The following is a 19,629-nucleotide window of genomic DNA, read 5'->3' on the forward strand; positions in this document are numbered from 1 at the left end:
CGGCACCCCGGAACCGGAGGCGGTAGAGATGAAGGACACGGTGGGCATTGAACGCCTGATTGAAAAAGTAAGCCGTTATGCCAGCCCCGAAGACGTGGCGATGCTTCGTCGCGCCTATGAGGCTGCCGAATTGGCACACCGTGGACAGACTCGCCGCTCTGGGGAACCGTACATCATGCATCCGGTTGCTGTCGCCGAGATCCTCGCAGGTCTCGAACTGGATGCGGTCACGCTGTCTGCAGCACTTCTACACGACGTCGTTGAGGACTGCGACATCACGGCACAACGGTTGGCCGAGCAATTCGGCTCGGAGGTGTCCGCGCTCGTCGATGGCGTCACGAAGCTCGAACGGATCAAGTTCAACTCCAAGGAGGAGGCGCAAGCGGAAAACCTCCGCAAGATGTTCATGGCGATGGCCAAGGACATCCGCGTCATCCTGATCAAGCTGGCCGACCGCCTGCACAACATGCGGACGCTCAAGCACCAACCGACGGAGAAGCAGGTGCGCATCGCAACGGAGACGCTGGAAATCTACGCACCACTCGCGCATCGTCTGGGCATCTCGACGATCAAGTGGGAGCTCGAGGACATCTCTCTACGCTACATGAACCCGCAGCAGTACTACCGCATCGTTAACCTCATGGCGAAAAAACGCCGTGAACGCGAGGAATACGTGCAGGAAGTCATCGATTATGTCCGTGAGAAAATGGGCGAGTTGGACATTCAGGCCGACCTCTCCGGTCGCGCCAAGCATCTCTACTCCATCTATCGCAAGATGACCAACTACAACAAGCAGTTCAACGAGATCTACGACTTGTTGGCTGTGCGCGTCATCGTCAACAACATCAAGGACTGCTACGCGATCCTCGGCATCGTCCACACGATGTGGAAGCCGATGCCGGGTCGCTTCAAGGACTATATCGCGATGCCCAAAGCCAACATGTACCAATCGCTCCACACCACGGTGGTCGGCCCGCGCGGCGAGCCGTTGGAGATCCAGATCCGCACGTGGGAGATGCATCGCACGGCGGAGTACGGCATCGCAGCTCACTGGCTGTACAAGGAAAGCGCAGCCCAAGCTGGCAAGGACAAGGAGAAAGACAAGGACACCACCGGTGCGGCCTCTGCAGGTGTGAAGGACGCGTCGTTCACGCAAAAACTTGCGTGGTTCCGAGAAATTCTCGAATGGCAGCAGGACTTCAAGGACGCGCAAGAGTTCATGGAGACGCTGAAATTTGACTTGTTCGCTGACGAGGTCTTCGTGTTCACTCCGAAGGGTGACGTCATCAACTTGCCCGCCGGTTCCGTTCCGATCGACTTCTCGTATCGCATCCACACCGACATCGGCAACCGCACGATCGGGGCCAAGATCAACGGGAAAATTGTCCCGCTCGACTACAAGCTGAAAACGGGCGACATCGTGGAAGTGCTGACATCGAAGCACTCCTACGGTCCAAGTCAGGACTGGATCAAAGTCGTCAAGTCCTCCCAAGCGAAGTCGAAGATCCGCCAATGGTTCAAGCGGGAGAAGCGCGAGGAGAACGTCTCCAAAGGTCGTGAAGCGATCGAGCGCGAAGTGAAAAAGCACGGCATCGAACTCTCGTACATGTCTGACAAGAACTTGGATGAGATTGCGCACAAGTTCAATTTTACCAAGGTCGAAGACATGCTCGCGGCCGTCGGCTATGGTGGCTTCTCCGCTCACCAAGTCGTCACCCGCTTGGTCGACAAGATCAAAAAGGAAGCGCCACCCGTCGAATTGGTGAAGCTCCCGGAACTCAAGCAAGAGCCCAAGAAGCAGAAAAAAAGCAAGCTCGGCATCCGCGTCAAAGGCATCGACAACATGCTCGTGCGCTTCTCTCGCTGTTGCAACCCGGTGCCTGGCGATGACATCAAGGGCTACGTCACGCGTGGGCGTGGAGTGTCTGTTCACCGCAACACCTGTTTGAACTTGGAAGCGGTGGAGGCGGATGAAGGCAACCGCCTGATCGAAGTCGAGTGGGACATGGACAGCAGTGCGCAGTACAATGTCGAGATCGAAGTGACCGGACTTGATCGCCGTGGGTTGATCACCGAGGTGATGATGGCGATTGCCGACTCCAAGACGGACATCACCGCCGTTTCCGGTCGTGCCGACAAGCGCAAGATGGCGACGATCTCGCTCTCGATCAACATCCGCAACGTCGACCACCTGCATACGGTCGTCGAGAAGATCAAGCGCGTGAAGGACATCTACACCGTCCGCCGGATCATGCAATAAGGAGTTACGCCGTATGAGAATCGTAGTTCAACGCGCAGCTTCTGGCCGCGTCACCGTCGAGGGTGCCGTAACAGGCGAGATCGGCCAAGGATTGGTGTTGCTCGTCGGCATCACGCATGAGGACACCCAAGCGGATGCGGATTACCTCGTTGACAAGGTGCTCAACCTGCGCATTTTTGAAGACGAGTCAGAGAAAATGAACCATTCCTTGCTCGACATCGGAGGCGCTCTGCTGTCCGTGTCCCAATTCACGCTCTATGGCGACTGTCGCAAGGGCCGCCGCCCGAACTTTATGGAAGCGGCCAAGCCCGACGTGGCTCAAGAACTGTACGAATACTTCAACGAGCGGGCACGCAGCTTCGGTGTGCGCGTCGAGACCGGCGTGTTTGGCGCGATGATGGACGTCGAGCTGGTCAATGACGGTCCTGTCACCCTGTTGCTCGAATCCAAACGTACCTTTTAGGCAAAAGACCGCGGTCCACCGACGCGGTCTTTTTTTTGTCCACCCCGAGTAGGAGTAGACAGAGGGGGGACGCACGCATGGCGGAAGGTACGGGGAAGACCCGAATCAAGGAAGTCAAACTGGAGTTGTACATCGACGAGGAGGTCCGTGCCGCCCTGCGGGCGATCGTCGACGGGAGGCGGGACACCTTGGAACTGAACTACGTCTACTTCCGACACTTGTTGATTGAAGACTTGAAGCATGAAGGCTACAAAGTGTCGCAAGTGAAGATACCGGTCGGTCGGATCGTCAAGCTGAAAGTCAAAGCGATCAACGGCTAAACGGCACAAACACACGAGAGCAAGCACCCGGTTCGCAGTGGCGGATCGGGTGCTTTTTACAATCGTTCCAAACATGAAGTTATTGTAGTTAAATAGTGGGTGTTTAGCATTGACAGAAATAAGTAACGGAACGATAATTGTATTTAGCCAATAGATTAATTAAACGACACTTATTCTGAGTACTCATCTGTAAAGTACATACCTCGACATGGGAGTTGGGTGAGAGGATGGACATTCAAGCAATTCAAGAGCGTATCAATCAACGGTATCCGTTCCTGTTGATCGACCGGGTATTGGAGGTAGAACCATTCGTTCGATCAGTTGCGTACAAGAACGTGACAATCAACGAGGCATTTTTCGCCGGGCACTTCCCGGACAATCCGGTTATGCCGGGCGTGTTAATCATTGAATCGATGTCTCAAGCAGGTGCCATGATGTATCCAAAAGCCAAGAACGGGTATATCGCTGGCATCGACAAAGTCAAGTTCTTAGGACTTGTCCGCCCTGGGGACCAGTTGGTCACAGAGGCGGTCAACATCCAGAAGGCTGGAGCTTTTGCAAAAGTGCAGGTCACTGCAAGGGTTGATGGCAAGGACGTCGCCCGTGCTCAGATCACTTATTACATGGAGTTTGAGGAGGAAAAAGAATGAGTACACGGGTTGTTCTGACCGGCCTCGGAGTGGTTTCTTCGATCGGGACGGACAAGGAAGCTTTTCTTGAAGGTCTGTTGGATGGCCGGAGCGGGATCGCGAAGGTTACCCGTTTCACCACAGAGGACGGCGAGGACGTATTTGCTGGCGAAGTGGTGGACACGCAGTTCAACGGTGTTCTCGAAAAAAGCGCCCTCCGCCGGATGGATCGCTTCACGATCCTCAATATCGCAGGTGTGCAACAAGTCGTCGAAGATGCTGGGTTGACCCGTGAGCAGCTGGCAGACATCGGCGAAACTGTCGGCCTGATCCTGAACACCTCGTTTGGCTCTTGGCATTCTACGAATGTGTTCACGAATCAGATCATCGAAGACGGTCCGGCGTTCACATCGCCGCTCGTATTCCCGAACACCGTCTTGAACGCAGCACAAGGTCAAGTGGCGATTCGCTTCCAGACCAAGGGCCCGACCACGACGCTGACCGGGATTCCGGGCATCACCTACGGGCTGGATCTGATCCGCTCCGGCCGTGTTAACCAATTGATCGCAGGTGGCGTGGACGAGTTGCATGCCAACGCAGCCAAGGCGTATGCAGTTGCGAACATGGCGGTGATCGACGAAGCGGGTCAAGGTATGCGACTGGGCGAAGGCATCGGCGGCATGTTCATGGAGACGTTGGAGTCGGCAGAGCAGCGCGGGGCGCACGTCTACTGTGAAGTGCTGTCCTACGGCATCGCCTGCGACCCGAACCTCAGCCAGAACTATTCGCAAGCTGACACAACTGGGGAATCCATCGCCTATGCGATGCGCCAAGCCTTGAGCGAAGCAGGGCTCCAGGTGCAGGACATCGACGCGATTCTCGTCGCGGCGAACGGCTGCTCCGCATTTGACCAAGCAGAAGCAAACGCAATCGCTGACGTATTCGGTGACGCAGCGGCCAACGTGGCGCAACTGCAACTGAAAACGCAGATCGGAGAAACATTTGGCGCCTCGCATGCGATTGCAACTGTCGCCGGAGCGCTGTTCCTCGACAAGCAAGTTTGGCCGGGTGAGGAAAAAGCGTTGACCCACATTTTGGTCAACGGCATCGAGATCGGCGGGAACCAAGTCTCCGTCGTCCTGAAGCGAGTCTAGAGTCTACTCTTCAAGGAGGTCACAATCTATGTTGCTGAAAGGCAAGACGGCGATCATCACCGGGGCATCGCGCGGCATCGGACGTCAAGTCGCCATCTCTATGGCGGAGGCTGGTGCGAACGTGGTGATCAACTACCGCAGCGACAGCAAGTCTGCGGAGGACGTCAAAGAACTGCTGGAGTCCAAAGGCCACAATGTACTGCTGTTCCAAGGATCGGTCGACGACATGGAAGCGATGACACAGATGGCGAATGCAACCGTCGAGAAATTTGGCGGCATCGACATCCTCGTCAACAACGCGGGCATCTTGCTCCCGAAGTTCCTGATGATGACCAAGCCGGATGAGTGGGAACAAACCCTGAACATCAACCTCACAGGTGTATACAACTGCATCAAGAGCTCGTTGCGTCCGATGATCGAAAAACGCTGCGGTCGCATCGTCAACATCTCGTCGGTGGCTTCGCTGTCTGGCATCCCTGGACAAGCTGCCTACGCGACGACCAAGGCGGGGATCAACGGCCTGACCCGAGTCCTGTCCAAGGAATTGGCAGGCTTCGGGATCACCGTCAATGCGCTGGCACCGGGCTTCATCGAAACGGATATGACGGCGATCTTCAACGAGAAGAAAACCAAGGAATATTACGACATGATCCCGTTGAAAAAATTCGGCAAGCCGGAAGACATCGCGAACATGGCTGTGTTCCTGTCATCCGATCAAGGCCAGTACATCACCGGCCAGATCATCGCCATCGACGGCGGGCTGTCCGTCTAGACATTACCCTGAGGAGGCAGACAAATGGAATCCGTGAAAACGCTCGAACTGCGCGTCAAGCAGTGTATCATCAACCGTCTGGGTCTGGATGTGTCGGCCGACGAAATCGAAGACGATGCGCCGTTGTTCGGTGAAGGTCTGGGTCTCGACTCGATCGACGCACTGGAGCTCGTCATCGCAATCGGCAAGGAATTTGACGTGGCGATCGGCGACGACGACATGGGCATCTTCCAATCGGTGAACCGGATCTGTGAATTCATCCGCACCGCACGCCCGGAACTGTAAGACCTCAAATCGATCGAAAGAAAGGAAGTGCAACTCACGATGGCAACCACACTGGAACATCAAGTCAAAGAATGTATCATCAACCGTCTGGGTCTCGACGTAACGGCGGAGGAGGTCGAAGACGACGCTCCGCTGTTCGGTGAAGGTCTGGGTCTCGACTCGATCGACGCACTGGAACTGGTTATCGCAATCGGCAAGCAATTTGAAGTATCGATCGGCGACGACGACATGGGGATCTTCCAATCGGTAAACCGCATCTGTGAATTTATCCGTATCGCTCGTCCGGAACTCTAAGCGCTGAGGGGGTTGCACACGTTGAGACGAATTGTCATCACCGGAATCGGCGTCCTGTCAGCGATCGGCAACGGCAAAGAGGAGTTTCTCGAAGGTCTGTTGACTGGCCGCTGCGGCACTGCACCGATCCAATCGCTCGTCGAGATCGAGCGCTATCCGTTCCAATCCGGGGCGGAGATCAAAGGGTTTACCCCGGAGAAATTCGGCGTGACGGAGTGGAGCTCCTTTGATGAGACCACCCAGACCGCTATCGCCGCAGCCAAGATGGCGATGCAAGACGCGAGCCTGCAAGGGAGCGAGTTGAACTCCTTCCGCACAGGCGTCTCGATTGCCACATCGCTTGGCGGCGTCAACGCTCGCGAACGTTTTTACCGTGAGAAAAAAGCGACGGGCGAGTCCCGTCACGAATACATCCTCAATGTCCCGACCTCGGTCATCGCAGGGAACGTGGCCAAAGAAATTGGCGCTCGTGGCCCGCTCTCCACGGTCGTGACGGCTTGTGCAGCGGGTGGTAATGCCATCGGTTGTGCAACCGACTACATCCGCGATGGCAAGGCGGACGTGATGATTGCCGGCGGGGTTGACCCGTACTCCGCGATCTCCTTCAGTGGGTTCACCGTTCTGAAGTCGCTGTCCAAGTCTTCCTGCCGTCCGTTTAACGAAGACCGTGACGGTCTGACGCTCGGCGAAGCGTCTGTGATCGTCGTGATGGAAGAATTGGAGCATGCAGTCGCACGCGGCGCACGCATCTATGCGGAAGTGCTCGGCTACGGCATCTCGAACGATGCGTACCATGCGACCTCCCCGGACCCGAAGGGCGGCGGCGCGATCCGTTCGATGCGCGCAGCACTTCGTGATGCAGGCATGACGGCGGAAGATGTGGAGTACATCAACGCCCACGGCACCGGCACTCCGTACAACGACTCGATGGAACTGCTCGCGATCCAAGAAGTGTTTGGCGATCGTGCCAAGCAAGTTCCGATCTCCTCCTCGAAGTCGCAGCTCGGACATACGCTGGGCACAGCGGGCGCGATTGAGTTCGTGACCTCCGTGTTGGCGCTGTACCACAAATTCCTTCCGGCGACGATCAACTTCGAGCATCCGATGGAGGAGGGCTTCGACTTCATTCCGAACGAAGTTCGCCACCAAGCGGTGCGCACCGTGTTGTCCAACTCGTTCGCATTTGGCGGTAACACGGCGTCTGTCGTGATTGGTGCCTACGGAGAATGACGATGAACCTGCCGCTCGGGTTCCATCATTCCTTGCTCGTGCGCTTCCATGAAGTTGACTCCATGCAAGTGGTGCACCACAGCCAGTACTTAGTCTGGTTGGAGTCGACGCGCTGGGCGTTTGCCAGAGATGTGCTCGGCATCGGGCCGACTGACTTTGACAAACTGGGCTTCCATCTGCCGGTCGTTCGCGCGCAGCTCGACTACGTGGACTCCGCGAACTTGGAGTCGGAGATCGTGGTGGTCATGCACTATCTCTTGCAGGACAAGACACTGGTCTCGTTCAAGTACCGGGCCTATGACCAAAAGACCGGCAAGCTGGTCTTGCGCGCCCGCACCGACCACGCGTTGGTCTCGAACACCACCAAGAAATTGCTGGTGCAGTGGCCGAATCGTTGGCAAGAGGTGTTAGGACAAGCCTTGGAAGAGCATCCTGAGTACTTCATGCAAGACGGTGCCAAGTAGGCGAAAAAAAACACCCCTCGCAGGAGGGGTGTTTTTTGCATTACTCGATGGGTTTGCGACCGATGAAGCCTTCGTAAACGCCATGCCAATGCGTGATCTCTGATTCGCCGAGCCTCCAGCAGAGGAAGACCTCTTGGCCACCTTGGTAGGCGTAGAAATCACACAACCCCGTGTCGATGTCCTTGACCTCCACGCCGGTGTCCAAGATCTGTTGGAGCATCGAATTGGCGCTCCACATCAGGAACTCCAGTTCGGCTTCCTCTTGGAAAAAGTAATCGTTGCGCACCGTGGCGGCGTTGGTCAGGGAGACCTTGGTTTCTTGGAGGCGTTGGTGCTTGGTTTTCAAGTCGCGCTTGAGCGCTTGCAGTTGGTGCAGCATCTGTTCCAATCGCGGCACGAGGGCGTTGGCCTCGGCCAGCGTGAAGTATTTTTTGCCCACGTTTTCCCCTCCGTTAGATCGTGCGTTTGCGAACATATCCACCGATGGTGTCGATCAGGACGACCAGCAACATGATCACGAGCACCTCGACGGCGACCGCCTGGTACTCGAAGACTTTAAAGTCGAGGAACAGCATGTTGCCCAATCCGCCTGCGCCGATGAACCCGAGCACCAGCGACGTGCGGATTGCGACTTCCAGTCGGTAGAAGTATTGCGAGTAGATGTTCGGCAGGATGTCAGGCAGAACGGCGAATCTCAAGACATGCAAGCGGTTGCCACCGGTGGCGATGATCGCCTCCTGTGGGCCTTTCTCTGCCGCCTCGATCAGTTCGGCGATCAACTTTCCGAGCACCCCGACGTTGTGCAACAGGATGGCGACCACTCCGACAAAGGGGCCCAGTCCAAGGGTCGGTACGAACAGCAGGCCCCAGACGATCTCTGGCACAGAGCGGATAAAACTGAGCAGGGTGCGCAACAGGGTGTGCATCCAGCGTGGAACCGGGGTGGTGCGGGCGGTGATAAAACTGAACAACAAGCCGAACACCAAGCCAAAACTGGTGCCGACAAACGCGATCTGCAGCGTGATCAGCGAGTTGGACAGCGCCTCTCCTAACACGTTCCACTGCGGAGGTAGCCAGTTCTCGGTGATAAAAGAGAACGTGGTGCCGAGGTGGAGCAGTTGGGTGAGGTCAAATTCAGTGGCACCCATGCTCCAGACTAGCAGTGCGAGCAAGGCGAGCCAGAGCCACCATTTCCGTACTTGGGCGAATCGGTTGGGCATGAAGTTCACCTACATTACTTGAGACGTCCGTCTGCTTCCGCGACTTTGCGAATCGCTTCGAAGTCTTGGTCGCTGGCTTTGGTGAAACCGTCAGCGGCGAAGGCGTCGAGGATTTCCTTGTCCTTGATGTTGATCAGCGCGTCTTGGAGTTTGGCAGCCGTGGCGTCGTTGACCGACTTGGATACGGCAAACGGGTATTGGAACAGCTTGTCCGACTGCCAGATCTTTTTGAACTGTGTGCCGTCGATTTTTTTCTGCTCGACGAGCTTGTCGAAGTACGAAGAGTCGATGGCGCCTGCCGTGACTTTTTTGTTCTGGATCGACAGCGCGGTCACGTCATGAGCGCCCGTGTAGACGACCGATTTGAAATCGGAGTCGTCCTTGGAGCGGAACACCCCGCGGTTTTTCAGTTCAACGCCAGGTACGAGCGAGCCAGACGTGGAGTTGATGTCACCAAATGCGAAGTCGACGTTTTTCTTGTCCTGCAAGAGCTCGTCCAGCGTGTTGTACGGAGCATCCTTGTGGACGAGGATGTAGGAGTAGTAGAACGGAACGCCTTTGGCGGTTTTGGCGACGATGGCTTTGGCACCGCCTTTGTGGTTGGCGATGACGTAGGTCAGCGGCCCGAGGAATGCCATGTCGAGCTTGCCGAAGTTCATCGCTTCGACGACACCGTTGTAGTCCGGGTAGGAATTCATCTTGATCTTCATCCCGGTGGACGTTTCAAGCGTGCTGCGGAATTTCTCGAGCGTCTCGGCTGGGATTTTTGCTTCGGCGGGGATCAGGCCGACGGAGAGCTCTTTGGCGACTGCGGTCGTGTCTTGCTGGGGCTGAACCTCTGTCTTGCCACAGCCAGTTGCGACGAGCGACAAGCAGAGCGTGAGCAGGAGTGCGAACACACCGCGCTTTTTGAATGTCATGTTGTAGTGCCTCCTCTTATGTACCTCTCCAGATTATACCGAATAACAGAGGTCAGGATCAAACAGAATAGGTACTGAATAAAAGGAGGGACTATCATGCAGGAAGAAAAGCGCCACGACGACCCGAACTTTATCGGCGACAACGAAGAAGTGCCGTATGACATGACGACGGCTGGTGATGAGGACACCACGCTATGGGACAACATGGTCCAAGCCTTCAAGCCGGACTTGCTGAGACCGGATCGCCACCACAATACCAAGAACGCGAAAAGCAACCAGTAAGTGCAGTTGGTGCGGGAAAAGCCGATCTCATGGAGGGATCGGTTTTTTTCTGCGGCGATCTGCGTCGATCTGCATCGATCTGCGGCGATCTGCGTTGTTCTGCGTTGTTCTGCGTTGTTCTGCGTTGTTCTGCGTTGTTATGAGCTGTTTTGTATGGTTTTGCGAATAGAGAGTTTGTCCACATCCATAGGATGGTAGCAGACAAGGGATTTCCTGAGATGTGAGTTGGAGGTGTGGGGATGGAACCGACGGTGTATGCGTTGATTTTGTTGAAGATCATCCTGATCAATTTGGTGCTGTCTGGAGACAACGCGGTGGTGATTGCGCTGGCATGCAGGAATCTGCCGGCCAAGCATCGGCAGACCGCGTTTCTCTGGGGGAGTGTGGGCGCGGTGGTGTGTATGGTCGCGCTGACATTCGTGGCGTTGCAGTTGTTGCAAGTTCCGCTGTTGCAGGCGAGTGGTGGGCTGTTGTTGATCTGGATTGCACTGAAGCTGTTGCAAGGGGAGGAGGAGGGTGGCAAGATCCGCCAGCATGAGAACCTGTGGCGGGCGGTGTGGACGATCATCGTCGCGGATGCGGTAATGAGTTTGGATAACACGGTGGCGGTTGCCGCGATTGCGAAGGGGAATCTGCTGCTGATCGGAATTGGTCTGGCGGTCTCGATCCCGCTGATCATCTGGGGCGCGAACGCGCTGGCGAATCTGATGGGGAGGTTCCCATTGATCGTGTGGGCTGGAGCGATGTTGCTCGGGTATACGGCTGGCGAGATGATGGTGGAGGATGAGCGGTTAGGCGTGGTGTTTCGTGAGGTGTTTGCCGGGAGTGCGTGGCTGTTCCCGTGGTTGGTGGCTGGGTTTGTGTTGCTGATCGGGAGGCAGCGAGCGAGAAAGGAGATTCGGGTGGTACGGAAATTGGGGAAGGTGTAGGAGGGGAGTTGGCGGTTTGGGTGGGAATGAGGGCCTCTGCGGTTGTTGGTGGCAGAGGCTTTTTTTTGTCGTTGAGGGGCAGGTAGGTACTAAATTGTAACCAAGGATACATTGGGAACTACTGACAGGGCGAAAGGATTGAAGTTAGGGGGAATCGGGGTATAATGGGGTAGGCAAGGGTAAGTGTTTTGTTTTGCTTGTTCCTACATGGGGGTGGATGGGGTACTGGTGTCCTTCCCGGTCTTCAAAACCGAGTGCGGGCTATGGTGTAGCCTGGGTGGGTTCGATTCCCACGCACTCCCGCCAAAAAAGTTAGGTGTGGTAAGGGTTTATAGCTATGTACAACGTTATTCTTGACTTTGAAAATTCACTAGTATTCAATGCAATTTTCGGGTAGTCCGAGTGTGACCTATCAGGGGTGTTCTGGTGTGTCCAATCGCTTGAAAACGGTCTGTTCGTAACTCTCTAAGACACTCTTAGGGGGTTATTTTCCACAACCAAAGACCATTGAAGACTACGAGGTCATTTAGGCTGTCTCTTGGGTTTCTTGGGCGGTGACTTGCACAAAGAGAACATCAACGCTCGTGCGTCATCGTTCCTACTTAGGAATGATGGCGCATTTTTCGTTTAGTCAAAAAAAGCGTGAAGAATTGCGCCATTGGTCGCGTTGTCTTCACGCAAATAGTTTTGAGATTGATCAGCTAACTTTTTTCCTTCTCAATTTAAAGGCACTGATTCCTACTACTCCCATAACCACAAAGACCACGGTTGGCCATGTAAAGCGGTTGCTGGTAGGTTGTGTCTGCGCGGTAAGATTGCCTCCGGAACCAAATTGAGGTTCGCCTTGTTTTTGATTGATCAAATCCGCTTCGAGATTATCTTTGAGGGCTTGTTCGATTTCGGAAGCGGGTGTAACTTGGGTAGAATTTACTTTGTTGAGTTTTACATTGCGGTTGCCTGAGAGATCGGGGATTGCCACTTCTTGATTTTCAACTGTACCGACTAAGTAGCGTACATTTTTATCTATGACAAGTGTTGGTGCTACCTTTGATGCAGCATAGCTATCAAATTTCTCTCAACTGGATAAGAAGTTCTTCGCATCTCCGCCTGCGCGTTGGAGGACAAAGTTGCCGTGTTCTTTGCCGATGATGATCGAAGTGACAGCCTGTCCGTCCTTTTCTAATAGAAACTCCCATTCTTGTTCCGGCTTACTCACGGACAGCAGTGAATGAGCAGTCGACTTACGCAATTTTTCAGCATCAATGGAGTGTATTTGCAAACCGGGTCCTAAAGTTAATTGATCAACTTCATCTTTGCTGGTAAACCCAACATCAGAGGGAGAAAGCGAAAGCAATTTTTTTGCCTCCATTACACCATTCGTTTGTGCGAACTTCTCAACTTCTGCAGGCACTTGTGAGTGAATGCTCGCATAACTCGGTTGGGTAATGGATGCAGACAAAGATCCGCATAATAAAGCCGCATAAAAAACTTTTTTCATCATGTTACATCTCCCTTTTATTTATATGCCCATGCATCTTTGAGCCCACCGTTCCAACTGTGTCGGGAGTCGTCTACAAAAGACACATGAGACATCCAATAAGCATTTCCGTCTCCGGGGTCCATATATCGCACTTGGTCTGTTGAAGTTTCAGTACTCCAGCCTATGAGTACAACAGCATGTGCGCCACCAGTTTTCCAGCTCCAGCCACTGAAGATCGGTTTGTTTCCGTTGATTTGTGCTTGAATATCGCTAAAAAACAATGCACTATTAAAGGAGTTCGTGGATACTCCATAGTGATTAAGAGCACTTTGAGCTTGAGTCCCTGTTGCGGTATTGTTTGGAGCATTTGTCGTTCCAAACACGTAGTTTACAATATCGGATTGTGTTTGACCCCAGTAACCGTAGTGGGCGAGGATTGCATAATCAGCGGCAGCCCAACACCAGTTTGATTTGAGCTGTATTGAGTTGCTCCAGTTGTTTACTACATAATAACTTGCATGAGCTGGTGTAGCGGTCGCAATGGGGATCAACACCGTTGCGCTCACAATAGCTAGCAATCCTTTCGCTGTTTTGGACACAAGTGTATATCTCATTGTTAACCTCCTGGTTACAAAACAGAATTCAAGCATCATGTTATAATAAATATAATAAAGGTCAATGTTATATAGTTCATTAATGAACTAAGTGTAAGCGAATCTTCATTCTCAAATTGTGTTGATTATCTGACTCTCTGGGATCGTTTCAAGTATAAGAGGCATGCGTCAAGACAAGGCGGAATAGTTCATCAGTTATATTGCTACAAAACAGAGATTGTTGATTGTCGATGAGAAACCAACCTTTTTGAAAGGTTATACATTTGATATTTCTTCGGAAAATAATTTCGCTTGATTTGGTATGAAGACTTGTCATCAGTAACTGACTTGAATTCTTTCGAACATCAAGAGAACAAATCAATGACACCCTTTTGATCGCCCATCAACTTAGGCTCAAGCAAGCATAGCAACGAAATTGTTGAATGAGGACGAACGTCACTCATCTCTTATATTTTACAACAAACCTTGCAACGATTTGAAAAGCACGGAAAGACAGCGGGTAAGTCCGATATCGGCAAGCCTTGCCAGTTAATACTCTCATATTAGACGGGACGGCTCACATTGCTGGTATCCAGTACAATGGGTACGAAGCCAAGCCGGTAGCCAATTACAACAACTTAATCGGGCTGATACTTTGGCAACGTCAGATCAATACGTCCAAAGACACTACATCACTTTGTCTGACAAGCCTCCCAAGATTCCATTCAGAGTATTACAAACAGATCGCGATTAGCCTATTCGCTCATGACGTGGAGTTGGGGATGGGTAACACAAAGAACCAATGGTTTGATGATCCTAAAATCGAAGCGATTTATAGAGATTGTGTCGTGGCCGAGTTGCTACAGATTATTCATCGCGGCAAACTGAGACTCATTACCGAAATGGAAGAGGTTAACATATTTCTTGCGTTTGAAGACCAAAATCAACGCCTCCTGCATTAGATGAAGCAATTTCTGAAAGGGGAAGCGAAAATCCAAAGCCGCCGATTGTTTGACGAAGATCGGTATGGACTGGGGGACTCAACTGCTGAATTCGCCAAACAAGTGCTTGAGTGGAGTAGGAGAAGCAGTCTGACCTACAATTTCAATAGTGTGATGAATTCATTTCCATGCAGGATATCGGAGATCGACAATGTAAACGGAGAGAAAGGAATTGGCGAGAAGCTTCGAAAGTTCTTGAACAAGCACTGGGGAGATGAGGGGAAGCGAACCATGATCCACCGCATTTTTCGGGAACATAACTTGGCAATTATCGAATCTGAGACCAAACAGAAAACCAAGATGATTGCTTGGGCTGATGATCCGTTTGTTTGATCAAATTGGCTCTAGTTTGTTCTATAAGAAGATGGAACTGGAGTCGATTTGCTGGAAGATAAAAAGTAGAGATGTGTTGATTCGAGAGGTTGTTTGCTTCGCCTCTATATGCCTTTATACGCCGTTTTAGAAGTCGAGGGGTACTCACGTATACCCCTCCTTATTTTTGTGCGTACAGAAGAAATTTGAGGCTCATAGTTTCCCATAAAACAAGAATTTTATAGGGGAATATTTTACTGAATGCGGGAGTCTATTTTATACTGACTGCAGTTAGTTGTATAATAATAATTACGATTGAAAACTCAAAAGGGATGGTTGATATGGCGACTTATATGGGATTTAAAATCTTTGATAGAGAAGAAGTGGATGGAATTATCGAGAAAATTCGCGAAGGATTAAATGTATCGACCCAAGAAATCAATATATTGTATGATGCAATCTATCAAAGCTATGTTGGAGGAGATGACTTTATAATCAAATCTCTTTCAATACATGAGATGAGGTATCAATTAGATTGTATCATGAGAGCACTTTGGGTTATCATAAGACATGGGAAAATTAAAGATAAGGGTTACGTATTTAATAAGCTCTATTTAGCAAGTGGTGGAGTTGGGTATAAATCACGTAAAAATATCTTTATAAAAAAAGACCTTTGTAGAGGTGGAACAATTGGGTTTAGAGATCGCTATGGATATGTAAAATTCCTATTTTCAACAAATGGAAGCGGAGCGATATTAATATTGAAACACGATTACGGGATAAATGTTTTGAAATATATAAAAGAAATTATCGATATAATTAACAATGAATATCTGAAGGATATTGGCTATGATGTTTTTTTTGATAAAATTGAAATCCTTTTCAAGGACGAAGATGGAACATACTTTAAAGTTTCATTTTCGGACTTGGGGGAACTTGTGAATGAATCATATTATGGAAAAGAATTATTCGAAAAAATCTGGAGCACTTTCGAATATAAATTAAATAAAAAAAATAATGGTGGAACTGGTAATGAGGTTTTCTTTTTTGCAAAACAACCCTATACTGCCTACAAGCACATAAGAGAATGCATTCAGAGTGCTAATAAGGAGATATTTATCATTGACCCATACATTAGTTCGGATATTTTCGAGCTGCTAGAAATGACTGATGAAAGCATAAAAATTAGAATTATCACGATGAAATTGCAAGGTGATGCAAAAGTAGTCGCTGATAAATTCAAAAAAGAACGAGGGAATTTTGATTTTAGATTTTCTGACAAATTTCATGATCGTTATATTTTCGTAGATAACACATGTTATATGCTAGGGTCATCATTAAATAGCTTTGGCGACCGTGCAACGACATTAGTTTCCGTAAATGATGTTCGCGTAAAAAAAGCAATTGAACAATACGCCGAATCCGTCTGGTTTGAAAGGCAGATCTAGTGCGCACAGGTTAGGAACTAATTGACGATAATTATGGATCATTATGAAATCTCCATAAAACTATAATTTCATTGGGAAGCAAAATGTAGGGGCAAACGCCTCTTCTTTTTGTTTTGGGCAAGGGAATCGTCACTTTATGTGAGACATGTCCGAAAGCTGGCGTTCTTGCCTGTCAGTAGATTGACGGATCGAATGTCCACCGCAGAAAATATTCTCGTGTTTTTGATGGCTTGCTACATCGACATGTGGTCAGCTTCTTCGTCAGTCCTTGGACAATAGGCGTAATCAACTTACGGCCAGTTGGATCGACACGTTTTTTGTCGCGGTGGTTTTGTGCAGACAATCGCGGCGAAGGAGTGTAGCGGTGAATGTGAGGAAATCCAGCGTTGCGGATGTATGGAGTAACAAACTGCAAAATATTACACCCAAACCACTTCCATCAATACGATTCTGTTAGCTGTCGATTTCGATTTATCTATGCTTTTTTGTGGCATAAATCGACATATTAGCAAGCAAAACAGGTAGTTCCCTCGATTGCTAAAAATAGTGTTTCGAATCGATCCCCTAACTGGACTATTCAGGACATATGAAAAGCCTCGTACAAGCCCAATACGAGGCGAATAGTTGGATGAGAGGAGCCTATATAGAGGGGGTCTATTTTGTTGTCCAGCGACCCGCCGATCTATCGCTGCGAATGCCTCTCTACGCCCTCTGTGCGCCTTGTAGAATTGTTCTATTCGTTGCTGGACACAAAGAAGACCACCCCAGAGCCATGAATTAGGCTTCTGGGGTGCGTAATGGCGGTTGTCATTCGGTGCTTGGTGGTGCTTGCGACAGAAGTTGCGAACAAAGATCGACCATAATACCTTGATCTTTCATGCTTGCTAAAAGTTCATTTACAAGATCGTTGTTTATGTCTAAAACAGAAGCAATTGTTTCTTGTACTTCTTGTAGGCTTGGAACTTGGTCACTGAAAAGTCGATCAGAATAAACTTCGTATCTTTCTTTTCGGAATCTAGCGGGGATCTCCCGTTGTTCATAACGCGTCTTGAAAATCAGCATGATAATTTCCGAAAGTGTCATTTTTTCTTCAGAAACATTCCGTTCGAGCAACCAATTCCAATACGGATACTTTGGGTCAGAAAGCTTGCTTACAGTCAATCTTCTAAAGAACCACGTAAGTTCTTCTACTTGCTGTTTCAACTGTTCTATTTCTTTCTCTTGTTCAGATACTTTTTGTTCAAGGTTTTGCAACCGAAGCACTTCCTTTCCTAATGGTGAAGAAACTAGATCGCATTTTAACAAATGTGATCTAGCTCTACAATTCTTCTTACTGATTTAGAAAACCAAAATGTCCAACGCTCTCTTGATCCCATCGGCAATACTTAGAGCAGTACCCCCGGACAGTTTTAAATCTTTCAACAAAAAGTTGTACATTTTTTCCTTGACAACATTCGTGGCGAGGTCTGGTATTCCTGCAATCTCGTCCAATTTACTTGCAATTTTTCCAGAGTATTGTATCGCCGTCTTAGCAGTCTTAGCGTCAAGATATTCTAAAACATCACCGATATAAGGTGCACCTTTTCGGAAACACGTTGCTAGTAACTGAACAGCTTTCTTTACGATATAACCTTTAACACCATCAGGTTCGGCCATTTGCGGTTGTTGACTTGGCGGTGCTTGTACCAGCGGTTGTTGTTGAGTGATGGTACTTTGGTTCGTGCTGGTCGTAGCGGCAAAAGCTCCAGATGCCATCGCGAACGAGAACAACGATGTCATAACCAGTGTTGTTGCAAGAATCTTTTTGAAGTTGAACATTACGAAACTACCTCCTGATAGTGAATAGGTTCGATACAATTTGCATTGTAATATAATAACTTTCTAGACGCAACAGCAAATCGACACTCAATTAATAATGTTTATATATTAAAATTAGATCATCTACTTCCCTGCTCTACTGGCTACCCACCTTTTTGAACCTATGTTACGCCCTCTCACAGCCCACTGACGATATGCCAAGCATCCACATGACCCTGCTTGTCTGCGGAGCTGTGACGAGCGTGTAAGAAGCTATGAAATATTGTGAACAAAATTACTTACTACACTCAGAATTGAAGTAACGATTTGTATACTTCTTTTGTGTAATTCGCTATAATTGAAACGACATGTTGTTTGATCATCGATTTACCTTTAAAGACAACTCGTTCATGGAGGGGTATGCGTGAGTACTATAGAACATACAGAAAGTTGTGCAATTGGTAAAATTCCATTAGGGAGACGGATTTCCGAAATATTAGATGAAAGAGGTAAGGCGCATAATGTTCCTGCCTTTAGTAAGAGAGTTGGAATTAGTGAAAGCACTTTATACAGAATCCTGAGCGGGAAAAGGACAATAAAACCTTCTGAGTTGGCAATCATCTCAAAGCATCTAAAAATTAGTATCGAGAGAATCAAGCAAGAAGATACATACCCTTTGCTTCTAGAATTACGAAATCTCGTGATTGAAAAGAAAAATATGATTAGAGCAAAAGACATTGCACAGTCTCTCCTCTCTAATGCAGTGGGTTATACTGAGCGATTTGAAATACTAAACTACCTTGGGAAAATACATTATCACTTAAAGCACTATATGGATTCCCACAAAGCATGGGTTGAAGCATTACCCCATGCAGAAAGGATCGTAGATGTGTTTCAAGATATGGAACCACTAAAAAAGATTACTGGCAACTTGATTAGCTCTTTCACTAAAATTAAGGATTACTCGGGAATGGCTGTATTCCTTCAAAAGGTACACTCTTCATTTCATGATTCAGTGTATAATCTTGAACATGAATTTATGGGAACATTGTGTCTTTCCTATGCCATTACTGCCTATAACCTTGGTGATAAAATGATGGTTCAGCAGAAACTGGAGAAGTCATTGGAGTACTATATTTACACAGGAGATACAGTATTGATCGGAAAAGGCCAACATAATATCGCCTATCACAACTTTTTGGAAGGGAAATTCCACCAATCGAAATCATTATTTGAAAAGGACTTGCAAACGCTGGATTACTTATTGGAACCAAAACTTATTGCGAGAAAAGATTATATCAAAGTGCTATTGAAGCTAAACGAGAGAGCATTAGCTTTTAGGCTCATCGAAGACTCATTGGTTGAAGTTGAGAAAATTCAAGCCCCCCAGTTGAAAGCAAAATTACTATTATTACGTGCTGTTGCAAAAAACGACTTGAAAAGTGCTGAAGGCGTGTTACTTGTTGAGGACGCAGGTGACGAACAAATCAGGCTGGCTTTCAAATTTATCATGGATTATTACAGCCAAATTAATGACGATAAAGCGTTGATGAAGTATTATAAGATAGCAGGAGAGTATCTAAACAAATCAGCTATTTTTGATTGGGAGGGGTTTATTCGATGAGAAAGATAGCAATTATTGGCATGATCTTTTGCATCTGTTTGGTAATCAGTAGCAAGAGCAACACGAAAATTTCTGAATGGCAAGTGCCTGATCCCAAAGCTTTCACCTACAATATTATTTAAATAATCCTCATTGTGCCTACGACTCTAGAC

General features: G+C 49.3%; 22 protein-coding genes and 1 tRNA gene. 15 read left to right on the top strand and 8 right to left on the bottom strand.

Going from position 1 to position 19,629, the window contains the following annotated elements; all coding sequences use genetic code 11:
* Window positions 1–28: 28 nt before the first annotated feature.
* The 10 genes from C7459_RS15695 (at window position 29) to C7459_RS15740 (ending at window position 7,871) form a co-directional block, all read left to right on the top strand.
* The gene (locus C7459_RS15695) at window positions 29–2,260 is read left to right on the top strand and encodes a RelA/SpoT family protein (RefSeq protein ID WP_245884576.1); all 2,232 of its coding nucleotides are present in this window, start codon (window positions 29–31) and stop codon (window positions 2,258–2,260) included.
* Between the two features lie 13 nt (window positions 2,261–2,273).
* Window positions 2,274–2,723 (top strand): D-aminoacyl-tRNA deacylase, encoded by a 450-nt coding sequence (gene dtd / locus C7459_RS15700; protein ID WP_109690241.1) that lies wholly within the window; start codon window positions 2,274–2,276, stop codon window positions 2,721–2,723.
* A gap of 77 nt (window positions 2,724–2,800) precedes the next feature.
* Window positions 2,801–3,043, top strand: a complete 243-nt coding sequence (locus C7459_RS15705; RefSeq protein WP_109690242.1) for a hypothetical protein — start codon at window positions 2,801–2,803, stop codon at window positions 3,041–3,043.
* Between the two features lie 227 nt (window positions 3,044–3,270).
* Window positions 3,271–3,693, top strand: a complete 423-nt coding sequence (gene fabZ / locus C7459_RS15710) for a 3-hydroxyacyl-ACP dehydratase FabZ (protein ID WP_109690243.1) — start codon at window positions 3,271–3,273, stop codon at window positions 3,691–3,693.
* Window positions 3,690–4,826, top strand: coding sequence for a beta-ketoacyl-[acyl-carrier-protein] synthase family protein (locus C7459_RS15715; protein ID WP_109690244.1), 1,137 nt, complete (start codon window positions 3,690–3,692; stop codon window positions 4,824–4,826). The genes fabZ and C7459_RS15715 overlap by 4 nt, the downstream gene beginning before the upstream one ends.
* Window positions 4,827–4,854: 28 nt before the next feature.
* Window positions 4,855–5,598 (top strand): 3-oxoacyl-ACP reductase family protein, encoded by a 744-nt coding sequence (locus tag C7459_RS15720; protein WP_245884577.1) that lies wholly within the window; start codon window positions 4,855–4,857, stop codon window positions 5,596–5,598.
* Between the two features lie 24 nt (window positions 5,599–5,622).
* Window positions 5,623–5,883, top strand: coding sequence for a phosphopantetheine-binding protein (locus C7459_RS15725; protein ID WP_109690245.1), 261 nt, complete (start codon window positions 5,623–5,625; stop codon window positions 5,881–5,883).
* Between the two features lie 39 nt (window positions 5,884–5,922).
* Window positions 5,923–6,177, top strand: a complete 255-nt coding sequence (locus C7459_RS15730) for a phosphopantetheine-binding protein (RefSeq protein ID WP_109690246.1) — start codon at window positions 5,923–5,925, stop codon at window positions 6,175–6,177.
* A gap of 21 nt (window positions 6,178–6,198) precedes the next feature.
* Entirely contained in the window at window positions 6,199–7,407 is a 1,209-nt protein-coding gene (locus tag C7459_RS15735) for a beta-ketoacyl-[acyl-carrier-protein] synthase family protein (RefSeq protein ID WP_170119497.1), read from the top strand.
* A complete protein-coding gene (locus C7459_RS15740; RefSeq protein ID WP_109690248.1) occupies window positions 7,404–7,871 on the top strand; it encodes an acyl-CoA thioesterase in 468 nt (155 codons plus the stop codon). Before C7459_RS15735 ends, C7459_RS15740 begins: the two co-directional genes overlap by 4 nt.
* 40 nt (window positions 7,872–7,911) lie before the next feature.
* Here C7459_RS15740 and C7459_RS15745 read toward each other — a convergent pair whose 3' ends face one another.
* Genes C7459_RS15745 through phnD form a run of 3 tightly spaced genes read right to left on the bottom strand, consistent with a single transcriptional unit; the run spans window position 7,912 to window position 10,011 of the window.
* Window positions 7,912–8,310 (bottom strand): DUF2203 domain-containing protein, encoded by a 399-nt coding sequence (locus tag C7459_RS15745; RefSeq protein WP_170119498.1) that lies wholly within the window; start codon window positions 8,308–8,310, stop codon window positions 7,912–7,914.
* A 13-nt stretch (window positions 8,311–8,323) separates the two neighbouring features.
* Window positions 8,324–9,091 carry a phosphonate ABC transporter, permease protein PhnE gene (gene phnE / locus C7459_RS15750; protein WP_109690250.1) on the bottom strand — a complete coding sequence of 256 codons (768 nt, stop codon included), beginning with the start codon at window positions 9,089–9,091 and terminating at the stop codon, window positions 8,324–8,326.
* Between the two features lie 14 nt (window positions 9,092–9,105).
* The gene (phnD, locus tag C7459_RS15755; RefSeq protein WP_109690251.1) at window positions 9,106–10,011 is read right to left on the bottom strand and encodes a phosphate/phosphite/phosphonate ABC transporter substrate-binding protein; all 906 of its coding nucleotides are present in this window, start codon (window positions 10,009–10,011) and stop codon (window positions 9,106–9,108) included.
* 96 nt (window positions 10,012–10,107) lie between these two features.
* On the opposite strand from phnD, the gene C7459_RS15760 reads away from it, so the two are divergent.
* From C7459_RS15760 to C7459_RS23405, 3 genes are all read left to right on the top strand, one after another.
* Window positions 10,108–10,293 (top strand): hypothetical protein, encoded by a 186-nt coding sequence (locus tag C7459_RS15760; protein ID WP_109690252.1) that lies wholly within the window; start codon window positions 10,108–10,110, stop codon window positions 10,291–10,293.
* A gap of 239 nt (window positions 10,294–10,532) precedes the next feature.
* Window positions 10,533–11,222: a TerC family protein gene (locus C7459_RS15765; protein WP_109690253.1), complete on the top strand. Its 690-nt coding sequence runs from the start codon at window positions 10,533–10,535 to the stop codon at window positions 11,220–11,222.
* A gap of 209 nt (window positions 11,223–11,431) precedes the next feature.
* A tRNA-Sec gene (locus tag C7459_RS23405) sits at window positions 11,432–11,528 on the top strand.
* Between the two features lie 391 nt (window positions 11,529–11,919).
* Here C7459_RS23405 and C7459_RS23000 read toward each other — a convergent pair.
* From C7459_RS23000 to C7459_RS15775, 3 genes are all read right to left on the bottom strand, one after another.
* Window positions 11,920–12,201 carry a hypothetical protein gene (locus C7459_RS23000; protein ID WP_146201018.1) on the bottom strand — a complete coding sequence of 94 codons (282 nt, stop codon included), beginning with the start codon at window positions 12,199–12,201 and terminating at the stop codon, window positions 11,920–11,922.
* A gap of 96 nt (window positions 12,202–12,297) precedes the next feature.
* Window positions 12,298–12,723, bottom strand: a complete 426-nt coding sequence (locus tag C7459_RS15770; protein WP_146201019.1) for a hypothetical protein — start codon at window positions 12,721–12,723, stop codon at window positions 12,298–12,300.
* Between the two features lie 14 nt (window positions 12,724–12,737).
* A complete protein-coding gene (locus tag C7459_RS15775; protein WP_170119499.1) occupies window positions 12,738–13,316 on the bottom strand; it encodes a papain-like cysteine protease family protein in 579 nt (192 codons plus the stop codon).
* 1,633 nt (window positions 13,317–14,949) lie between these two features.
* Between C7459_RS15775 and C7459_RS15790 the strand changes: the two genes are divergently transcribed.
* Window positions 14,950–16,056: a phospholipase D-like domain-containing protein gene (locus C7459_RS15790; protein ID WP_109690258.1), complete on the top strand. Its 1,107-nt coding sequence runs from the start codon at window positions 14,950–14,952 to the stop codon at window positions 16,054–16,056.
* An 807-nt stretch (window positions 16,057–16,863) separates the two neighbouring features.
* Here the strand turns inward: C7459_RS15790 and C7459_RS15795 are convergent.
* Window positions 16,864–17,310, bottom strand: coding sequence for a hypothetical protein (locus tag C7459_RS15795; RefSeq protein ID WP_109690259.1), 447 nt, complete (start codon window positions 17,308–17,310; stop codon window positions 16,864–16,866).
* 84 nt (window positions 17,311–17,394) lie between these two features.
* Window positions 17,395–17,874 (bottom strand): hypothetical protein, encoded by a 480-nt coding sequence (locus C7459_RS15800; RefSeq protein WP_109690260.1) that lies wholly within the window; start codon window positions 17,872–17,874, stop codon window positions 17,395–17,397.
* A 403-nt stretch (window positions 17,875–18,277) separates the two neighbouring features.
* On the opposite strand from C7459_RS15800, the gene C7459_RS15805 reads away from it, so the two are divergent.
* On the top strand, window positions 18,278–19,477 hold the full coding sequence (locus C7459_RS15805; protein WP_109690261.1) for a helix-turn-helix domain-containing protein: 1,200 nt from the start codon (window positions 18,278–18,280) through the stop codon (window positions 19,475–19,477).
* Window positions 19,478–19,629: the final 152 nt, after the last annotated feature.

It is taken from the genome of Tumebacillus permanentifrigoris (assembly GCF_003148565.1).
GTDB lineage: Bacteria > Bacillota > Bacilli > Tumebacillales > Tumebacillaceae > Tumebacillus > Tumebacillus permanentifrigoris.